This is a genomic window from Nocardia sp. NPDC058176 (assembly GCF_042883805.1).
GTDB lineage: Bacteria > Actinomycetota > Actinomycetes > Mycobacteriales > Mycobacteriaceae > Nocardia.
In genome coordinates this window covers 35,630-53,625 of sequence record NZ_JBHVVA010000013.1, presented here as the reverse complement: position 1 = coordinate 53,625, position 17,996 = coordinate 35,630, and the positions used below count along the sequence as shown (strand labels likewise).

General features: G+C 70.3%; 13 protein-coding genes. 3 read left to right on the top strand and 10 right to left on the bottom strand.

What is annotated here, in order from left to right; all coding sequences use genetic code 11:
* Window positions 1-141: 141 nt before the first annotated feature.
* The 6 genes from ACFVVM_RS33745 to ACFVVM_RS33720 form a co-directional block, all read right to left on the bottom strand.
* Window positions 142-3,903 (bottom strand): ABC transporter ATP-binding protein, encoded by a 3,762-nt coding sequence (locus ACFVVM_RS33745; protein WP_387626638.1) that lies wholly within the window; start codon window positions 3,901-3,903, stop codon window positions 142-144.
* Window positions 3,900-5,243 carry an LLM class flavin-dependent oxidoreductase gene (locus tag ACFVVM_RS33740; RefSeq protein ID WP_387626636.1) on the bottom strand — a complete coding sequence of 448 codons (1,344 nt, stop codon included), beginning with the start codon at window positions 5,241-5,243 and terminating at the stop codon, window positions 3,900-3,902. The genes ACFVVM_RS33745 and ACFVVM_RS33740 overlap by 4 nt, the downstream gene beginning before the upstream one ends.
* An 11-nt stretch (window positions 5,244-5,254) precedes the next feature.
* On the bottom strand, window positions 5,255-5,995 hold the full coding sequence (locus ACFVVM_RS33735; protein WP_387626634.1) for an ABC transporter ATP-binding protein: 741 nt from the start codon (window positions 5,993-5,995) through the stop codon (window positions 5,255-5,257).
* Window positions 5,971-6,822 carry an ABC transporter permease gene (locus tag ACFVVM_RS33730; RefSeq protein WP_387626632.1) on the bottom strand — a complete coding sequence of 284 codons (852 nt, stop codon included), beginning with the start codon at window positions 6,820-6,822 and terminating at the stop codon, window positions 5,971-5,973. Before ACFVVM_RS33730 ends, ACFVVM_RS33735 begins: the two co-directional genes overlap by 25 nt.
* The gene (locus tag ACFVVM_RS33725) at window positions 6,819-7,922 is read right to left on the bottom strand and encodes an ABC transporter substrate-binding protein (RefSeq protein WP_387626630.1); all 1,104 of its coding nucleotides are present in this window, start codon (window positions 7,920-7,922) and stop codon (window positions 6,819-6,821) included. The genes ACFVVM_RS33730 and ACFVVM_RS33725 overlap by 4 nt, the downstream gene beginning before the upstream one ends.
* Window positions 7,923-8,034: 112 nt before the next feature.
* The gene (locus ACFVVM_RS33720) at window positions 8,035-9,162 is read right to left on the bottom strand and encodes an ROK family protein (protein WP_387626628.1); all 1,128 of its coding nucleotides are present in this window, start codon (window positions 9,160-9,162) and stop codon (window positions 8,035-8,037) included.
* 106 nt (window positions 9,163-9,268) lie between these two features.
* Here ACFVVM_RS33720 and ACFVVM_RS33715 point away from each other — a divergent pair, with 106 nt between their 5' ends.
* A complete protein-coding gene (locus ACFVVM_RS33715; protein WP_387626626.1) occupies window positions 9,269-9,490 on the top strand; it encodes a zinc ribbon domain-containing protein in 222 nt (73 codons plus the stop codon).
* A 373-nt stretch (window positions 9,491-9,863) separates the two neighbouring features.
* Here ACFVVM_RS33715 and ACFVVM_RS33710 read toward each other — a convergent pair whose 3' ends face one another.
* From ACFVVM_RS33710 to ACFVVM_RS33695, 4 genes are read right to left on the bottom strand one after another with little or no spacing between them, the layout of a single operon-like run.
* Window positions 9,864-10,139 (bottom strand): SelT/SelW/SelH family protein, encoded by a 276-nt coding sequence (locus ACFVVM_RS33710; protein ID WP_387626624.1) that lies wholly within the window; start codon window positions 10,137-10,139, stop codon window positions 9,864-9,866.
* A gap of 19 nt (window positions 10,140-10,158) precedes the next feature.
* Window positions 10,159-10,548: a YchJ family protein gene (locus ACFVVM_RS33705; protein ID WP_387626622.1), complete on the bottom strand. Its 390-nt coding sequence runs from the start codon at window positions 10,546-10,548 to the stop codon at window positions 10,159-10,161.
* Between the two features lie 42 nt (window positions 10,549-10,590).
* On the bottom strand, window positions 10,591-11,016 hold the full coding sequence (locus tag ACFVVM_RS33700; RefSeq protein WP_387626620.1) for a hypothetical protein: 426 nt from the start codon (window positions 11,014-11,016) through the stop codon (window positions 10,591-10,593).
* The gene (locus ACFVVM_RS33695; RefSeq protein ID WP_387626618.1) at window positions 11,013-13,496 is read right to left on the bottom strand and encodes an AAA family ATPase; all 2,484 of its coding nucleotides are present in this window, start codon (window positions 13,494-13,496) and stop codon (window positions 11,013-11,015) included. The genes ACFVVM_RS33700 and ACFVVM_RS33695 overlap by 4 nt, the downstream gene beginning before the upstream one ends.
* A gap of 418 nt (window positions 13,497-13,914) precedes the next feature.
* On the opposite strand from ACFVVM_RS33695, the gene ACFVVM_RS33690 reads away from it, so the two are divergent.
* Both ACFVVM_RS33690 and ACFVVM_RS33685 read left to right on the top strand, forming a co-directional pair.
* Window positions 13,915-16,884, top strand: coding sequence for a DUF5691 domain-containing protein (locus ACFVVM_RS33690; protein ID WP_387626616.1), 2,970 nt, complete (start codon window positions 13,915-13,917; stop codon window positions 16,882-16,884).
* Window positions 16,881-17,981 carry an AAA family ATPase gene (locus ACFVVM_RS33685; protein ID WP_387626614.1) on the top strand — a complete coding sequence of 367 codons (1,101 nt, stop codon included), beginning with the start codon at window positions 16,881-16,883 and terminating at the stop codon, window positions 17,979-17,981. Before ACFVVM_RS33690 ends, ACFVVM_RS33685 begins: the two co-directional genes overlap by 4 nt.
* Window positions 17,982-17,996: the final 15 nt, after the last annotated feature.

Here is a 17,996-nt window from a genome sequence, read left to right as displayed (position 1 = left end):
AGTGAAGGCCCTCCTCGGCGCGTCGCGGGGCGGTCACGATGTGGATTCGGCCACGTGCGCGCGGCCCCGCGACGGGCCAGAACCCGGCTGTCGGTGGCCACTCGAAGCTCCACGTTCGAGTGGCCACCGCCCCCGCGTCGGTTAGCTGGAAATGCGCTGTGACTCGTCGCCGACGTAGGCCGCCCACAGCCGTCGGTACGCGCCCTCGATGGCCAGCAGTTCGGTGTGGGTGCCGACCTGCACCAGTTTCCCGTCACCGACCACCGCGATCAGATCCGCGTCGGCGGCGGTGGCGAGCCGGTGTGCCACCACGATGGTGGTGCGGCCCGAGGTCAGCACGTCGACCGCGGCGCGCACCCGCGCCTCGGTGGCCAGATCCAGCGAGGCCGTCGCCTCGTCCAGGATGAGGATGTCCGGGTCGATCAGCTGCGCCCGGGCCAGCGCGAGCAACTGCCGCTGTCCGGCCGAGAGGTTGCGGCCGTGCGCGCCGATCGACTGGTAGTACCCGTGTTCGAGCGCGGCGATCATCTCGTGCGCGCCCACGGCCCGCGCCGCCCATTCGATCTCGGCGGGTTCGGCCTCGGGTTTGCCGTAGGCGATGGCCTCGCGCACGGTCTCGCCGAACAGGAACGGTTCCTGCGGGACGACGCCGAGCCGCTTGCGGTAGTCGCGCAACCGGTATCGGCGGATGTCGACCCCGTCGACGAGGACCGTGCCCTCGGTCGGGTCGTAGTACCGGGCGAGCAGCTTGACCAGCGTGGACTTGCCGGCACCGGTCTCCCCGACCAGGGCGACCTTCTGGCCGGGTTCGATGCGCAGGTCCAGCCCGTCGAGCACCGTCTTGGTCCGCGACGCGTAACCGAAACTCACCGAACGCAATTCGATCGCGCCGTCGAGTCCGGTGACCGGCAGCGGGTCGTCGGCCTCGGGAGTGTCGACGGGGGTGCGCAGCAACTCGCTGATCCGGTCGACGCCGACGACCGCCTGCTGGTAGCTGTCGAAGACCTGCGAGAGCTGCTGGATCGGGGCGAACAGCAACTCGATGTAGAGCAGAAACGCGATCAGCGTGCCCGCGGTGAGCAGGTCGTCACGCACCTGGTGCACGCCGACCGCGAGCACCGAGGCGGTGGCGATCACCGACATCAGTTCGATGCACGGGAAGAACACCGCCATCAGCACCTGCGAGCGCAGCCGCGCGTTGCGATAGGCCCAGGAGCGGCGCTCGAACTCGGTCTGGTTCACCGCTTCCCGGCGGAACGCCTGGGTGACGGTGATGTTGTCGACGTTCTCCTGCAGATAGGCGTTGACCGCGCTGACCCGTTCCCTGGCCAGGTTGTAGGCGGGCACCGACGCGCGGCGGAAGGCGACGGTGGCCACGGCGAGAATCGGCAGCAGCGCCAGCACCACCACGGCCAGCCCGGCATCGATCACCAGCAGCGCGGTGACCACGCCCGCGATGGTGACGGTGCTGGTGAGCGCGGTGGCCAGCCCGGTCTGCAGGAAGGCCGACAGACCGTCGATATCGGTGGTCATCCTGGTCATGATCCGGCCGCCGAGTTCGCGCTCGTAGTACTGCAGGCCGAGTCGTTGCAGGTGGGCGAAGGTCTTGATGCGCAGCCCGTAGAGCAGCCGCTCCCCCGCCCGCCCGGTGACGCGCACCTGGGCGACGCTGATCGCCCAGTCCACCACCACGACCACGATCGCCAGCGCGGCCGCGCCGATCACCACATCGCGCGCGCCGTCGAGCACGCCGTGGTCGATGCCGTAGCGCACCAGGAACGGGATCAGCACCTGGGCGATGGCGTCGAGGCCGACCAGGCCGAGCCCGGCCAGCAGCGGCCAGGTGAACGGGCGCAGCAGCCGGGGCAGCGAGAACGCGGTGTCGGGGGTGTGCGAGAAGGACTTGTCGACCTCGGGTTCACCCGAGACCGGGGGCAGGCGGTCGAGCAGGGCCATGACGTCACCGCTGGGCGGCGCGCTCGCCATCATGCCGCCGCCCGCGCCACCGCCACCACCGGCGGGCGCACCGGCCGAGCGGCGTGCGAACGCCTTGGCCAGGTGTTCCATGGTGCGGTCGTCGCTTTCGTCGACCTCCGGCGCCACCCACAGTTCCTCGGTGGCCTCGCGCGCGGTGTCGTGGTGCGGGTCGGCGCCGATACCGACCACTTCCGGCGGCGTGAAAAGCGCGCGGAACAGCTCACCGGAGTGCTGCAGTTCGCGCAGGGTGCCCAGTTCGGCGACCCGGCCGCCGTCGAGCACGGCCACCCGGTCGGCCAGTGCCAGCGTCGAGAGCCGGTGCGCGACAACGATGGTGGTGCGCTTGGTCAGCTCCGCGCCGATGCGCTGGTAGATCAGTTCCTCCACCTGGGCGTCGATGGCCGAGGTGGCATCGTCGAGCACCAGGATGGGCGCGTCCGTGAGCAGGGCACGGGCCAGGGCGATGCGCTGGCGCTGCCCGCCCGAAAGGCGTTGGCCGCGTTCGCCGATTGTGGTGTCGATACCCTGCGGCAGGGCGGTGACGAACTCGTCGGCGGCAGCCAGGTACAGCGCGTGCCAGACCTGTTCGTCGGTGGCCTCGGGCCTGCCGTAGGCGACATTGGCCCGGATCGAGTCGGCCATGAGGTGGGTGTCCTCGAAGACCATCGCCACCTGGGACCGCGGATCAGGCAGCTCACGCAGGTCGATGCCGCCGAATCGCACAGTGCCCGAGTCGGGTTCGAGCAGCGCGGGCAGCAACGACACCAGGATCGTCTTCCCGCTGCCCGCCCCGCCCGCAATGGCGACGGTCTCGCCGGAGTCGATCCGCAGATCGAGCCGGTCGAGAATCGGCGTGGCGTCGAAACCGAAACTGACCGCCTCGAATTCGATCGACGGCGGCTCGGCGACTTCGGTTCCGCGGTCGGCCCCCGACGCGGACTCCCGGGTCACAAGCACTTCGGCACCCCGCTCCTCGGCGTCCGGCGCCTCGATCACCTCGCGCACCCGGTCCAGCGACGCCTTGCCCTGCTGACTCACCGTGAGCAGCATCGAGAACTGGCGCACGGGCCCGACGAAGGCGCTCAGATACGTCATGAACGCGAGAAACGTGCCGAGCGTGAGCGATTGGCTCAGCGCGAGCAACCCGCCGACGATCAGGATCAGCGCCTGCCCCGCCGCGGGCACGGCCTGCACGAGCGGGGTGAACCGGCTGGTGATCCGGGCGACCCGCAACCGCGATCGGTACAGCACGCGCGCGCTGTCACTCAGCTGGTCGAGCTCGTAGCGTTCCTGCCCGAACCCCTTCACCACCCGCACACCCGCCACCGCGGCCTCGACCTGCATCGCCACCTCGGCGGCGCGCGCCTGCGCGTCCCAGTTCGCCGGGAACAGCTGACGCTGGCTGCGCCGGGTGACGATCCACAGGCCGGGCAGCACGAGCAACGCGATCAGGGTCAGCGTCGGCGACATCACCGTCATCAATGCCAGCACCGCCACCAGCAGCGCCACATTGCCCGCGATCATCGGGATGAGCTGCAGGAACATCTGGATCAGCGTGACATCGGTGATGGCCCGGCTCACCACCTGCCCGGTCCGCAACTGCGCCTGCTCACGCCCGTTGAGCCGCAGCAGCGCGGCGAACAGGTCCCGGCGCAGATCGTGCTGCACCCCGAGCGAGAGCTCCGAGGACGCGACTCGGCGCGCGAAGGACGCCCCGAACCGGGCCACGCCGAGCACGAGCAGCAGCGCCACCCACGGCATCACCGACGCCGCCGTGGCGCTGAGGGTGTCGACCACGTGCCGCACCACCAGTGGCAGCGTCGCGGTGAGCAACGCGGCCGCGAGCGCACCGGCGTAACTGATGATCACCAGCCGCCGGTGCTCGAGACAGCGGCGGGTCAGGTAGCGGATCCAGTCCGATCTCATCGGGCGGCCACGAGCGCGTCCGCCTCGTCGAACTGGTTGGCGGGCCGGGCGAGCCCGTAGTGACCACGCAGGGTGGTCTCGGTGTATTCGGTGCGGAACAGGCCGCGCTCCTGCAGGATCGGGACCACCTCGTCGACGAAGCGGTCCAGGCCCGAGGGCAGCACCGCGGGCATGATGTTGAAGCCGTCGGCCGCGCCCTGGCGGAACCAGTCCTCGATGGCGTCGGCCACCTGCACCGCGGTTCCGGCGAAGGTGCGGTGTCCGCGGCCGCCGCCGAGGCGGGCGATGAGCTCGCGCAGGGTGAGCCGTTCGCGGCGGGCCAGGTTCACGATCAGGGTGAAGCGGCTCTTGGCGCCCTCGATCTCGTCCTCGGTGGGCAGGTCCTCGGGCAGTTCGCTGTCCAGGTCGAGTTCGTCGATGGGCAGTTTGAAGCGGTCGGCGAGCTGCTTGCGCGCGTACTCGGGCGAGATCAGCCGGGCCAGTTCGGCGTCCAGGGCACGGGCCTCCTCCTCGGTGTCGCCGATGATCGGGACGATGCCGGGCAGGATCTTGATCGTCTCGGGATCGCGGCCCGCGGCGACCGTGCGCGCCTTGAGATCGGTGTAGAAGGCCTTGGCGTCCTCGAGGGTCTGCTGCGCGGTGAACACGGCCTCGGCGTAGCGGGCGGCGAAATCCTTGCCGTCCTCCGAGGAACCGGCCTGCACCAGCAGCGGATACCCCTGGGGCGAGCGCGGCAGGTTCAGCGGGCCGTCCACCCGGAAGTGCTCGCCGCGGTGCAGGATCTTGCGGACCTTGGACGCGTCGGCGTGGATGCCGAGTTCCTTGTCGGCCAGGACGGCGTCGTCGTCCCAGCTGTCCCACAGTTTCGTCGCCACGTCGACGAATTCGGCGGCCTTCTCGTAGCGCAGCCGGTGCTCGGGGGTGTCGTCGAGGCCGAAGTTGCGCGCGGCGTCGGCGCCCGCGGTGGTGACGATGTTCCAACCCGCGCGGCCGTTGCTCGCCCAGTCCACCGAGGCGAAGCGGCGGGCCAGGTTGTAGGGGTCGTTGTAGCTGGTCGAGGCGGTGGCGATGAGGCCGATCCGGCTGGTCTGCACGGCGACGGCGGTCAGGATCACCGTCGGCTCGAGCTTGCCGCTCGGCCTGCGGCCCGGATCACCCATCAGGACCGGACTGTCGGCGAAGAAGATCGAATCGAGCTTGCCGCGCTCGGCGGTCTGGGCCAGGCGCACGTAGTAGTTGATGTCGGTGTGCGCGTGCGGGTCGCTCTCGGGCAGCCGCCAGGCGGCCTCATGATGGCCGACCGACATCAGGAATGCGTTGAGGTGCAGGTGTTTCGACACTTCGTAACCTTTCAGACCGCGACCGGGGCGACGCCGAGCGCGGTGAGCAGTGTGCGACGGATGTGCTGGAATGCGGGCAGACTCGGATCGCGTTCGCCGGGCAGGTCGACCGGGATGTCCACGGTGAGACGTCCTTCGTCGAGCACGATCACCCGGTCGGCCAGCGCGACGGCCTCGTCGACGTCGTGGGTGACGAGCAGGACGGTCGGCCGGTGCCTGCGGATCAGATCGCGCAGCAGGGCGTGCATCTTGATCCGGGTGAGCGCGTCGAGCGCGCCGAAGGGTTCGTCGGCGAGCAGCAGATCGGGCTCACCGACCAGCGAGCGCGCCAGCGAAACCCGTTGCTGCTCACCACCGGAGAGCTCACCGGGCCAGGCGTTCTCGCGACCGGCCAAGCCGACCTCGGAGAGCACCTTCACCCCGGCGTCGCGGCGCGACCGCGGCTGCCCGTAGAGCACGTTGGCCAGTACCCGCTGCCAGGGCAGCAGTCGCGAATCCTGGAACACCACCGAGGTTTTCGTCGGCACGCGCAACGAGCCCTCGCCCGCCACGTCGTAGTCGAGCCCGGCCAGCGCCCGCAGCAGGGTGCTCTTGCCCGAGCCGCTGCGCCCGAGCAGGGCGACGAACTGGCCGTCCGGAATGGTCAGGTCGATCCCGTCGAGCACGGTGCGCTCACCGAACCGGCGGGTCAGCGCGCGGACCGTGACACCGCTGACCTGGGATTTCACTAGCCCGCGATCGTGCGTCGCCATGACAGCACCTTCCGCTCGAGCAGCCGGATTCCCGAATCCGACAGCAGACCGAAGATGCCGTAGACGGCGAGCCCGACCAGGATCACGTCGGCCTGTCCGTAATTCTGCGCGTTGGACATCATCTTGCCCAGGCCGTCGGTGGCATTGACCGACTCGACGACGATCAGCGCCAGCCAGGCGCCGGTGACCGAGAGCCGCAGGCCCAGGAAGAAGCCGGGCAGCGAACCGGGGATCACCACGCGGCGGATGAAGGTGGCCCGCGAAACCCCTTGCACCTCCGACAGTTCCACCAGTTTCTGATCGATCGTGGTGAGCGAGGCGTGGGTCTGGATGTACATGGTGACGATCGCCCCGAGGGTGATCAGCACGACCTTGAACAGCTCGCCGATACCCAGCCACAGGATCATCAGCGGAATCAGGCCGAGCGTCGGGATGGCGCGCTTGAGCTGCACCGGTCCGTCGACGAGTGCCTCACCGAGGCGCGACAGGCCCGAGACCAGCGCGAGCGCGGTGCCGATGACGACACCGATGACCAGGCCGAGCAGCGCCCGCTGCAGCGAGACACCCAGGTGGTTCAACAGCGGACCGTCGACCAGCAGTTCCCAGCCGGTCTGCACGACGGTCCACGGCGCGGCCAGTTTGCGCTGGTCGAGCAGTCCGGACGCGGCGCCCGCGGCCCAGGCGGCCAGCAGCAGCACCACGCCGAGCAGGCGGGCGGCCGGGATGGCCTTGCGCAGGCCGAGTCTGCGCAGGGCGCGGCGTTCGACGAAGCCGTCGTCGCGCGGGAGGGCGGCGGGTATCGCCGCGCGGGTCAGGGCGATGGTCACTGTGCCCCCTTGGTGCGGTATTCGGCGGGCACCGCTTCGGACGCGAGCTTCTCGAAGCGTCGGTCGAACAGTTCCTCGGCGTCGAACGAGTCACCGAAGAAGCCGGCATCGGTGACCAGGTCGATCGTCTCCTGCTCCCAGGTGATCGCGGCGTCCCAATTATCCGGGAAATACGGCTTTTCCACCGAGGTCAGAATGCGACGCCCATCGGCCTCGGAAACCTCCTGGTCTTTGACGTAATACGCATCGATCCATTCTTCGGGATGTTCCCAGGCCCACACTTCGCCGCGCGCCCAGAATTTCACGAATTCGGCGACCGCGGCGGCTTTGGCATCATCGCGCAGGATGGAGGTGGGCGCCCACAGGACGCTGAGCGCGTCGACGGCGGGAGTGGTCAGCGCTTTGGCGCCCTCGACGGCGTACTTGTCGAGATACTTCGTCACGGTGGGCTCACCCAGCGGGGCCACGTCGATCTGCTTGGCCTGCAGGGCGGTGAGGAACTGCGGGCTGTTGATCTCGACCAGTTCCACCTCGTCGGTGCGGATTCCGGCGTCCTTGAGCGTCCGCAGGATCACCACACCCTGTGCCTGTCCCGGCGAGAAGGCGATCTTCTTGCCCCGCAGGTCATCGAGGCTGTCGATCGCGGTGCCGGGTGCGGTGGCCAGCTTGTAGTGGGGTGACTCGCGGTATTTGACGCCGACGATCTTGGCGTCGAAGCCGGTGGCGTGCGCGTGGATCGGCGGGATACCGGCGTTGGTGGCCAGGTCGAGCGAGCCACCGCGGAAGGCCTGGATGACATCGGGACCGGCCTGCACGGCGGGCCAGGAGGTCACCGCGAACGGCAACTTCGCCAGTTCACCGGAAGCGGTCAACGCCACCTTGGCATTGTTGGCGGAGATGGTGAGCGCAACGCCGGGCGGCACCTCGGTGGGCAGGGCGGCGGTGAGAGCGGCATCGTCCCCGTCGGCGGTGGCGCAGGAAACGGCCAGCAGCGAAGCCGCCGCGGCGAGCAGTGCTATTCGTCGAATACTTTTACGCACGGTGATTTTCCGGATCTGATCGAAGGTGTGTTTCGCGGTGAATTCGAACCGCGACAACACAGCGCGTCCGACGCGCTCCGGACGACGCCGGACTGCATTTTGTTCATAACGACAACTGTCGCTTTCGACCGCCGTTCCGGTCAATATTCGACTGTCTTAAAATAACGGCGAATCAAACCGCGTCCGCAGCGATCGAGGTCAGCGGCTCGCTGAACAATTCGTGCAGCACCACACCGGCGGCCGACATGGCCAGCACCTGGCCGGGAAACGCGGTCTCGAACACCACTTCCGCGGGATCGGCGCCCATCGTTGAGTGAGCGCGCACGGCCTCGGCGTAGGCCTCGCGCACGCCGGGCACGGGGGTGAGGGCACGGTCGACCAGCACCACCGCCTCCGGGTCGATCAGGTCGATCAACGCCGCGGCGACCTCGCCCATCGCCGTGGCGCGTTCCAGGAAGAACTCCCGTTCCGGCCCGCCTGCCGCGGCGGCGGCGTCCAGTTCGGTCATGGTGGTCACCCTGCTGTGGACGCGAGCGCGGCTCAGCAGGGCGAGGTCACCGAACTCGTCGAGCGCCGGACCCGCTGTCGCGCCGAGCAGCCGGGCGATCGAACCCGCGCCGGAGCGTGGACCGTAGTGCACCCGGCCGTGCACCGCGATGGCCGCGTCGATGACATTGCCGACGAACAGCACGATCGAACTGGCGGTGCCGCGCAGGTGGCCGTAGAGCTGCTCGACGTGCGCCACGGCACGGGTGTGGCTGTCGACGCTGGTTGGCAATCCCGTTCGGGCGGCCAGATATTCGCGGACCGGGACATCGCGCCAGCGCAGGTAGGAGTGGTCGACGACCGAGCCGGTGGTGGTGTCGACGCGCCCGCCGACCGCCACCCCGAGGCCACGGATCCGCACCTCGGGCGGCACGGTCGCCGCGACCGCGATGATCCGTTCGACGGCGGTGTCGAGGATGTCGTAGGGCGCGTGGGTGCGGTGGGGCACCTTCTCGCTGTGGTGGATCACGCCCGCGATGTCGACCGCGGCGACAGTGATGTGCGCGGCGGCGATGTGCAGGGCCAGCACCACATTGCCCGCGCTGTCGAGCGCGATCGGACTGTGCGGACGGCCGACACCGGTCGGTCCCGCCGTCTCGGGCAGCTCGACGAGCAGTCCCGCGTCCAGCAGCGCCTTGCTCTGCCAGGTTACCGTCGCGGGCGAGACCCCCGCCCGTTTGGCGATGACGCTGCGCGGCGCCGAACCGAGGTCGAGCACCGCCCGCAACACCGCCCCCGCACTGTTGTTCGTCATGCGCTCACCTCGCCCGTCACCGCTGACCGACACGCTACGGAGCCCGTCGCCGGTGGCGAAGCCTTCGGCGCACCGTGATCACAAGCCCGGCGCCTACACTGTGCCGATGCCGAACTACAGCTTCCGGTGCCGTTCCTGTGGTGACACTTTCGAGGTCAACCGGCCGATGGCCCAGTCGTCGGACCCCGCCACCTGCCCCGGTGGCCACGACGACACCGTCAAACTGCTGACCACCTTCGCGACGGTCGGCCGGGGTGCGGCGCCCACACCTGCCCCCGCCCCGCGCCCGGCCGGCGGCGGTTGCTGCGGTGGCGGCGGTTGCTGCTGACACCGGCGCACTCCAGGTCAGCGAACCCGGGCGATTGCTGCTGACGCCAGCGCACCCCGGGGTCGACTAACCCGGGCGATTGCTGCTGACGCCAGCGCGCTCCAGGTCGGCGAACGTGAGCGGTTGCTGCTGACGCCGGCGCACCCCTGGTCGGCGAACGTGAGCGGTTGCTGCTGACGCCGGCGCACCCCTGGTCGGCAAACGCGGGCGGTCGCTGCTGACACCAGCGCACCCCGGGGTCAGCGGCGGTGCGCTCGCTCAGCGGGCGCGATGCTCCGTAGACGAGGCAGCAGCGCCCGAGGGGGATGCGGTTGCGGACGTCGCCGAGCGGCGGTCACCGGAGCGGCGGTCGCGAGGCGCCGACCATGGGTGGTCAATCGCGTTTGTCGGAGTGGCCCAGGTCGCGGTCGGGGGCGATGCGGTCGCGGACGCGCTGCTTGAGGACGGTGATCTCCGGGAAGCCGCCGTCGGCCTTGCGTTCCCAGAGCTGTTCGCCGTCGAGGGTGATCCGGAAGATCCCGCCCTGGCCGGGGACCAGCGCCACCTCGCCGAGTTCGGTGGCGAAGGTGGTCAGCAGTTCCTGGGCCATCCAGCTCGCGCGCAACAGCCAGCGGCATTGGGTGCAGTATTCGATCGCGATCCGGGGCACCCCCGCAGTATCCACCACCTCAGGCGCGGAACGTGCCGTCGACGTACACCCACGCCCCGTCGACCCGCGCGAAAGTACTCACCTCATGCATCGCGTCGCGCACCCCGTCGAGCTTGTAGTGCGCGATGAACTCCACAGTTCCGCTGTCGTCGAACAGCCCGCCCCGCTCGGTCGCGACGATCTCGAGAAACAACCACCGCTGCGCCGAGTCCAGCACCAAGTCCGCAGGGCGCGTCTCCGGATGCCACGACCGCAGCAGATACTCCGTATCGCCCACCACATAGGCGGTGTACCGCGACCGCATCAACCTCTCCGCCGTCGCCGCCGCCCGCTCCCCCGCCAGAATCGGCCCACAGCACTCCTCGAACGACTCCCCCCGCCGACACGGACACAACTTCACATCACCCATCCGCCCATCCTGCCTCGTCGCGGGACTGGATCGACAGCGTGGTCAGCCGAAGGGCTGGTGTGCCAAGGGGGCGAGTTCGAGCGCGCGGACTAAGTCGGTGGTCTGGTCGCGCCAGCGGCGGAGGTCGGTGACGCTGGGCGCCATCTCGTAGTCGAGGTGGTGGGCGGCACGGGACAGCGCGGCCCACAGCGCGCCCACCTGGCCCGCGGTTTCGGGACCGGCGTACACGCGAAGTGCCAAAAGTTGGGCCCGCATCGGGCAGCGCATCAGCTCCGGTGCGATCTGCGCCCACAGCTCGTCCACCGCCTGCTCCAGCGCGAGCCGCAGTATCCACGCGACCGCACGCGACCACACGCCACCGGCGTCCGAAACTCCCCCGGACAACAAATGATCCGCCGCTTCCAGCCGCTCGGCCACCGTGGGCCGCGGCGTGAACTTCGCCCGCGCCGTCCTACCACGACGACTCACGGTCGCACCGCTGCCGGGTCGTGGTCGCGCAGCCAGGTGATGAATCGTTCGGTGTCGCTGATCAATTCGCGCATGGGGCGGTTGATCGGGACGTGGGCGCCCGCGGTGGCGTCGCGCAGGACGCCGACGAGCCAGCGGCCGCCGACGGCGCTCAGGTGTTTGTTGAGGTCGTCGACGCGGGCGCCGGTGCCCATGATGGCCAGGGTGATCATGGCGCGGGTGGTGTGGGCGTTGCGGACGCGGCGTTCCACCTCGGCGTGGTCGAGGCCGAGGGCGAGCAGCTGCCTGCGCGCCTTGGCCAGCCCGGCGGCCTCGATCGCCGAGCGACAGCAGGTGGCGACCAGTTCGTCGGCGATGGCGGGCGGCAGCTGCGGGGTGCGCAGCAGGGAGCGGGCGTCGTCGAGGTAGCGGCGGACCGGATCGCCGGTGACGCGCACCTCCACCACGGACCGATCGCGGCGCTGCACCTCCAGCACCGTGGCGTCGAGCTGCATGCGGCGTACCGCCTCGGCGAGGCGCTCGTCGTGGGTGAACACCACCACCTGCCGCGAGCGGGCCACCTCGGCGAGCACCCTGGCCAGCCCGTCGACCTTCGCCGGATCCATCGCCTGCACCGGATCGTCGATCATCACGAACCGGAACGGACTGTGCGCCACCGTGGCTCGCGGCAGGAACAGCGACAGCCCCAGCGCGTGCAGCTCCCCCTGACTCATCACCCCGAGCGCGGCACCGTCCACCTCGTCGACGGTGACATCGAGCAGCACCCGCCGCGCCGTCCCCGCGTTCCCCTGCAGCCGGATCGCCCCGAGCTCCACATTGCTCTGCTGCCGCAGCGTGCTCCACACCCACCGCGCGGTCTCCTCCAACGGCCGCATCCGCTCGCCCCGGATCGTCGCCGTCGCCGACTTGAGCCAGTCGGCCGCCTTGCGCACCACCCGCAGCTCGTCGGCGTCGGCCGCCACGGCGCGCGCCGGGTCGAGCCAGGCGAGAATCCGCGGCACCAGCGGCGACCACACCGCATCGAGCCGCTCCAGTTCGCTCCGCGTATCCCGTTGCAGTGCAGCCAGTTCGGCGCTGAGCCCGGCATGGACAGCAGAGATCCGGTCCGGCAGTGTGTCGTCGAACTCGACGGCCGCCAAGGCCACCCACTCCGACCAGAGCCCCCGAACCGTTTCCCGACGCTCGGTCAGCGAATCGGACGACCCGGCGGCACGGTGCGAAGCGGCGATCCGGGCGGTGGGGTCTGCCTGGCCGTGCCGGTCACTCGCGAGTTCGGCGGGCACGGCGGTGGGGAGTGCGCGGGCGGCGGCGAGGGCCGCGTCGAACTCGGCTCGGGCGGCGCGCAATGCCGCGAGCCGACCGCCGCGGTGCGCGATTTCGAGGTCGGCGGCGGTGAGCCAGTCGGTGTCGAGGTCGCCGCGGCCGCAGACCGGGCACGCGCAGGTGCCGGCGAGAGCGACGTGTTCTCTTGCACTGGTGAGCAATTCGAGGACGCGTAAATCCGCCTCGGCGTCGGTCGTGGCGTGGCGGGTGAGGTCGGCGGTCGCGTCGGTGAGCCGATGAGCCGCCGCGGCCACTTCGGCGGCGTCGGGCAGGGTCAGGCGCAGGACGGCACGCAAGGCTTCGGGGCCGTCGGCGCCGACCACCGAACCCGCCACCGCGGCGGCCACGGCGTCGAGGTCCGGTTCCGGTGCGCGCAGCAGCTCGGCGACACGGCGAGCGCGATCGTCGTCGACATCGGCGAGCGCGGTCAGCAGGTCGAGCCGGTCCTGGCGCGAATCCTTCACGGCGCGTTCGAGTTCCAGCTTGCGCAACCGGATCTGCTCGGCGACGCCCGCGAGCTCGTCGAGACCGAGCAGGCGGTGCAGGGCGTCGAACAGGTCGCTGGGCTTTCCGTCGACGAGTGCGCCGAGTTCGCTGTAGGACAGGAACGGGCGGTACAGGTCGAGCCGCTGGCGCCGACCGGCCGCGTCGACCGGGACCGGCGGCGCGGTGCCACGGCGTTCGGTCCAGCGCGCGTCGGTCAGCTCGGCCCGCGAGTCCCAGCGGGTGGAGATCGCGAGATCGGGCTCGGCGCCGGTCGTGAGCAGCTCCACCTCGATACTGGCGAGCTCGGGCTCGTGCAGATTGCGCCACCCCTCGCGCCACGCGGTCGAGCGGCCGTCCCAGCGCCGGTTTCCACCGGTCAGCGCGAATTCGGCGGCCTCGGCGAAGCTCGATTTGCCGCTGCCATTGCGCCCGACCACCAGCGTCAGGCCAGGTCCGGGGTTCAGGCGCAGGGTGGCCTCGGCGCCGATGCCACGAAAGCCCTGCACAGTGATCGACCGCAGGAAGACCCCGGTATCACCGGAATCGATGGCGGCCGAATCACTGTCGACTTCCGTGAGCGCGGACAACACGAACTCGGCCACCCGCTCCTCCACAGCGGGGTCGGCGGCGAGCTCGCGCGCGACCACCTCGGCGATCCGATCCGAGCACACTTGCGACATCCCCCTTCACGCCCGCACCGCGGCCGTGTGCTGGCCGACGACCGGTCGATCCTGCCGGAAACGCTACCCGATCGCCGAGCGTTCGCCCAGGGGATGCGCAGGGCCCCAGCGAATCTGCCCGCGGGAGTGGAATGGCCATCGCGGTGCCGCGGCGGGCCCTCGATGTCCACCCCTCGCCCACCCCGGCGGGCAGCTCGATGAGGTGTTCACACCCGGGCTACGCTGCGTTGAGCGGCCCGGGTGGTCCGGCCGAGCCGAACAGGTCAGAATGCCAGACATCGGCGTTCACGGCAAGCCAGGGAACGTGAATCCGCCCCGGCGCCAGGGTTTTCCAGGCGTTTCGACGCCACGAGCGGCAGTTGTCGGTGGGCTGCGGTAGATATTTCGGCGACAGAGAACGGGGGAACCGATGACCGACCGACAGGCGCCGTGGACCGAGGAGCAGGTTCGTGCTCTCGCGCCGGACGCGAGCTCACTGGCTGCCACACGCAAGCTGGCCGGTCGCTGGCGTGCGACCGGTGCGGCCGCGACGGCGGTGTGGGGTCTGTGCCAGGGCAGCGGCGCCAAGCCGTATCAGACGGTCGTCGACCTGGCCGGGCCCGCGTACAAGTGCTCGTGCCCGAGCCGCAAATTTCCCTGCAAGCACGCCCTGTCGCTGCTGCTCGCCTGGTCCGGCGGTGCGGTGCCGCCGGAGGAGACACCGGCCGATTTCGCGGCGGAGTGGCTGGCCGGGCGCGCGGCGAAGGCGGCGGCTCCGCCGAAGCCCAAGACGTCGAACGCGCCGTCGCAGGCGACCGTCGAGCAACGGCGCGCCAGGGTGACGGCCGGGCTCACCGAGCTGGAGGTCTGGCTCACCGACCAGATCCGGACCGGCCTGGCCCAGACCGACCGCTCCTTCGCCGCCTACGAGACGATCGCGGCGCGCATGGTCGACGCCCAGGCGCCCCGCATCGCCGAAGCCCTGCGCCGCCTGCCCGTCGCGGTGGTGACCACCGAGCACTGGCCCGAACTGCTCCTGCGCGAGTACGCCCGCCTGCATCTGCTGGTACTGGCCCACCGCAGGCTCGACGCGCTGCCCGAACCGCTCCAAGCGGTCATCCGAACCCATGTGGGCTACCCGACGCAGGCCGAGACGGTGCTCGCCGAGCCCGCGGTGCGCGACCACTGGCTGGTGCTCGGCATGCGGGTGAGTGAAGAGGAGCGGCTGCACACCCGGCGCACCTGGCTGCGCGGGCGCCGTACCGGCCGGTGGGCCCTGTTGATCGAGCATTCCTTCGGCACACCGAATTTCACCGGCGAGGTGCCCGCACCGGGCAGCCAGGTGGACGCGGACCTGCACTACTACCCTGGCCCCGCGCCTTTGCGGGCGCACTGGGGTACGCGCCACGGTGCGCCCGAACCGTTCACGACCGTGCCCGCGAACGGCACCATCGACGCGGCACTCGAGGCCTACGCCACCGCGCTGAGCAGCGATCCCTGGTTGCGGGCCTGGCCCGCACTGCTCACCGAGGTCGTCCCGGTGCTCGACGAGCACGGCTGGCAGCTCGTCGATGCCGACGGCACCGCACTACCGCTGGCCGCCGGGGTACGGCCGTGGCGGTTGATCGCCATCGCGGGTGGTCATCCGGTGACCGTCACCGGGGATTGGCGCGCCGACGGCTTCGACCCGGTCTCGGTGTTCAGCGCTGGTGAAGTGAGCGACCTGGAGACCGAGTTCCCGACCGAGACCAGGCCGACTCCCGAACTGGCCGAACTGGTTTCGGTCGCCCTGCTCGGCACCGCACGGCGCAGCATCGACAGCGTGCACCTGCCCGCCGCGGTCGCGACCGCGGCACCACAGCATTCCAGCGAGCCCGCTGTCCGCCTGCTCGAGACCGCCGCGCTGCAGGATCTGTACCTGCGCGGCGGACGACTGCCCAGCAGTGCACCGAAACCAGAACCCGCCGCGGATGATCCCCGCCGTCTGCTGCCTCGTCCCGCCGCCGACCGGCTCGGTCGACTCCTGGCCGACAAGTCACCCTTCCTGCCCGAATGGTTCGCTGCCGCATCCCCCTTCGACTTCCGCCTGCCCGATGTGGCCTGTGTACAAGCACTGTCGGTCGCCGCCTCGGACAACACCCTGCGCCCACACCTGCTCCGCTTGGCGGGACGACGCGGCCGCTGGCTCGCGGCCCGCAACCCCGCGTGGGCCAGGCTGGTCGACGAGTTCCCCGCCGACCGCCTCGGACCGAACACCGCTGATCAGCCGGGCCCATCGAGCGGTGCGAGCGGCCTGCCGGAGGTGCCTGCCGGGGCAGAGCCCAGCGATAGCAGCGTCGAGGTAACCACGGAAACCGCGCTTACACAGGACATCTGGCTGTTCGGTACCGCTGGGGAGCGCAAGGACTGGTTCGCGCAGCGGCGCGCGACCGACCCGGCCGCCGCCCTCGCGGTACTCGATGGGGCGTGGGCCAAGGAGTCGGGCCCGATCAAGGCCGAACTACTGGCGCTCCTGGCCGACGGGCTGAACCCGGACGACGAGGCACTGCTGGAACGTGCCCTCGACGATCGACGCGGCGATGTACGGCGCACGGCGGCGGGACTGTTGGCCAGGCTGCCCGGATCGGCCTTCGGACAGCGCATGGCGGCGCTGCTGACGGCGTGGGTTCGAGTGGGCGCGGACAACTCTCTCGAAGTCGATGTGCCCGTCGAAGTCGATGCGTCCACCCGCCGCGACGGCATCACCGACGGCACCGATCAGCCGAAGATGCGCTGGAACACCGCTGATTCGACCGTGCAGACCCTGCACCAGGTGATCACCGCGGCGCCACTGTCGACCTGGACGACCGTCATGGGCGCGACACCGAGCGACACCGCGGCGGCGGCACTGTCGCTGTCACTACCCGTGCGCTACGCCAAGGCGATCGTCGACGGCTGGGTCGACGCCACCCTCGCCGAACGCGACACCGTCTGGGCCCGTGAACTGTTCGCCCACGCGACACCCACCGAGCAGGCGATCCTGCGTCGCCGCGAACTGTTCACCCTGCTCGACACCGCGGACCGGATCGACCACGTGCTCGACCTCGACGCCCACCAGCTCACCGAACTGCAAGCCATTCTGCCCGGCCTCGACCACCCCTGGCCCGAACCGGTGGCCGCCCACCTGGTGCGCCTGCTGAGCGAGCGCGCCCGCACCACCGCGCGAATGCCACACGCCAGCGCCGGTGCCTATGCCGACCGCGCCCTGCTCACCGCCGCGGGCGTCCATCTACCTTCCGCCCTGGCACCACGCATCACCGCGCTGGCCGACTCCACCGACGACCCCGCCTGGCAACAGGCCTTCCACCGACTCGCCCACGATCTCACCGACCGCGCCACCATGCTCGAGGAGCTGCGATGACCACCACCGAACCGGCAACCACCCTGCTGCGTCCCCATGCCGAACAGGCCTTCGCCGAGGAGCTGGCCGCGCTGGCTCGCGTCGACGACCGCCCGCGCCCGCCGTCCTGGAAACTGTCGCCGTGGGCGGTGGTCACCTATGTCCTCGGCGGCACGCTCGACGACGGGACCGTGATCACGCCCAAGTACGTGGGGCCGCGCAGGCTGATGGAGGTCGCCGTCGCCACGCTGGCCACCGACCGGGCGCTCCTGCTGCTCGGCGTACCCGGCACGGCCAAAACCTGGGTGTCGGAACATCTTTCGGCGGCCGTCAGCGGTGAGTCGACGCTGCTGGTGCAGGGCACCTCCGGCACCGCCGAGGAGGCCATCCGCTACGGCTGGAACTACGCGCGACTGCTCGCCGAAGGGCCGAGCGACGCGGCGCTGGTCGCCTCCCCGGTGATGACCGCCATGCGGACCGGGGCGATCGCCCGGATCGAGGAACTCACCCGCATCCCCTCCGATGTGCAGGACGCGCTGATCACCATCCTGTCCGAGAAGACCCTCCCGGTGCCCGAGCTCGGCGCGGAAGTCCAGGCGGCCAAGGGATTCAACGTGATCGCCACCGCCAACGACCGCGACCGCGGCGTGAACGACCTGTCCTCGGCGCTGCGCCGCCGCTTCAACACCGTGGTGCTGCCGCTGCCCGCCGACGAGGACTCCGAGGTCGCGATCGTCAGCCGCCGGGTCGAACAGCTCGGCGCCGCACTGGAACTGCCCACCGTGCCCGCGGCCGCCGAGGAGGTGCGCCGGGTGGTTCGAGTCTTCCGCGAGCTGCGCTCCGGGATCACCGCCGACGGCCGCACCAAGCTCAAGTCGCCCTCGGGCACGCTGTCCACCGCCGAGGCGATCTCGGTGATCACCAACGGCCTCGCCCTCTCCGCCCACTTCGGCGACGGTGTACTCCGCGCCTCCGACATCGCCGGCGCCGTCCTCGGTTCGGTCATCAAGGACCCGGTAGCCGATTCGGTCATCTGGACCGAATACCTGGAAGCCGTCGTCCGCGAACGCCCCGACTGGTCCGACTTCTACCGCGCCTGCCGCGAAATCGCGGGCTGAGCCCGATCCGACGGG

Bases quoted from the DNA above. Each gene is read 5' to 3' on its own strand.
- ACFVVM_RS33745 (WP_387626638.1), bottom strand. From the start codon at position 3,903: ATGAGATCGGACTGGATCCGCTACCTGACCCGCCGCTGTCTCGAGCAC.
- ACFVVM_RS33735 (WP_387626634.1), bottom strand. From the start codon at position 5,995: ATGGCGACGCACGATCGCGGGCTAGTGAAATCCCAGGTCAGCGGTGTC.
- ACFVVM_RS33720 (WP_387626628.1), bottom strand. From the start codon at position 9,162: ATGACGAACAACAGTGCGGGGGCGGTGTTGCGGGCGGTGCTCGACCTC.
- ACFVVM_RS33715 (WP_387626626.1), top strand. From the start codon at position 9,269: ATGCCGAACTACAGCTTCCGGTGCCGTTCCTGTGGTGACACTTTCGAG.
- ACFVVM_RS33705 (WP_387626622.1), bottom strand. From the start codon at position 10,548: ATGGGTGATGTGAAGTTGTGTCCGTGTCGGCGGGGGGAGTCGTTCGAG.
- ACFVVM_RS33690 (WP_387626616.1), top strand. From the start codon at position 13,915: ATGACCGACCGACAGGCGCCGTGGACCGAGGAGCAGGTTCGTGCTCTC.
- ACFVVM_RS33685 (WP_387626614.1), top strand. From the start codon at position 16,881: ATGACCACCACCGAACCGGCAACCACCCTGCTGCGTCCCCATGCCGAA.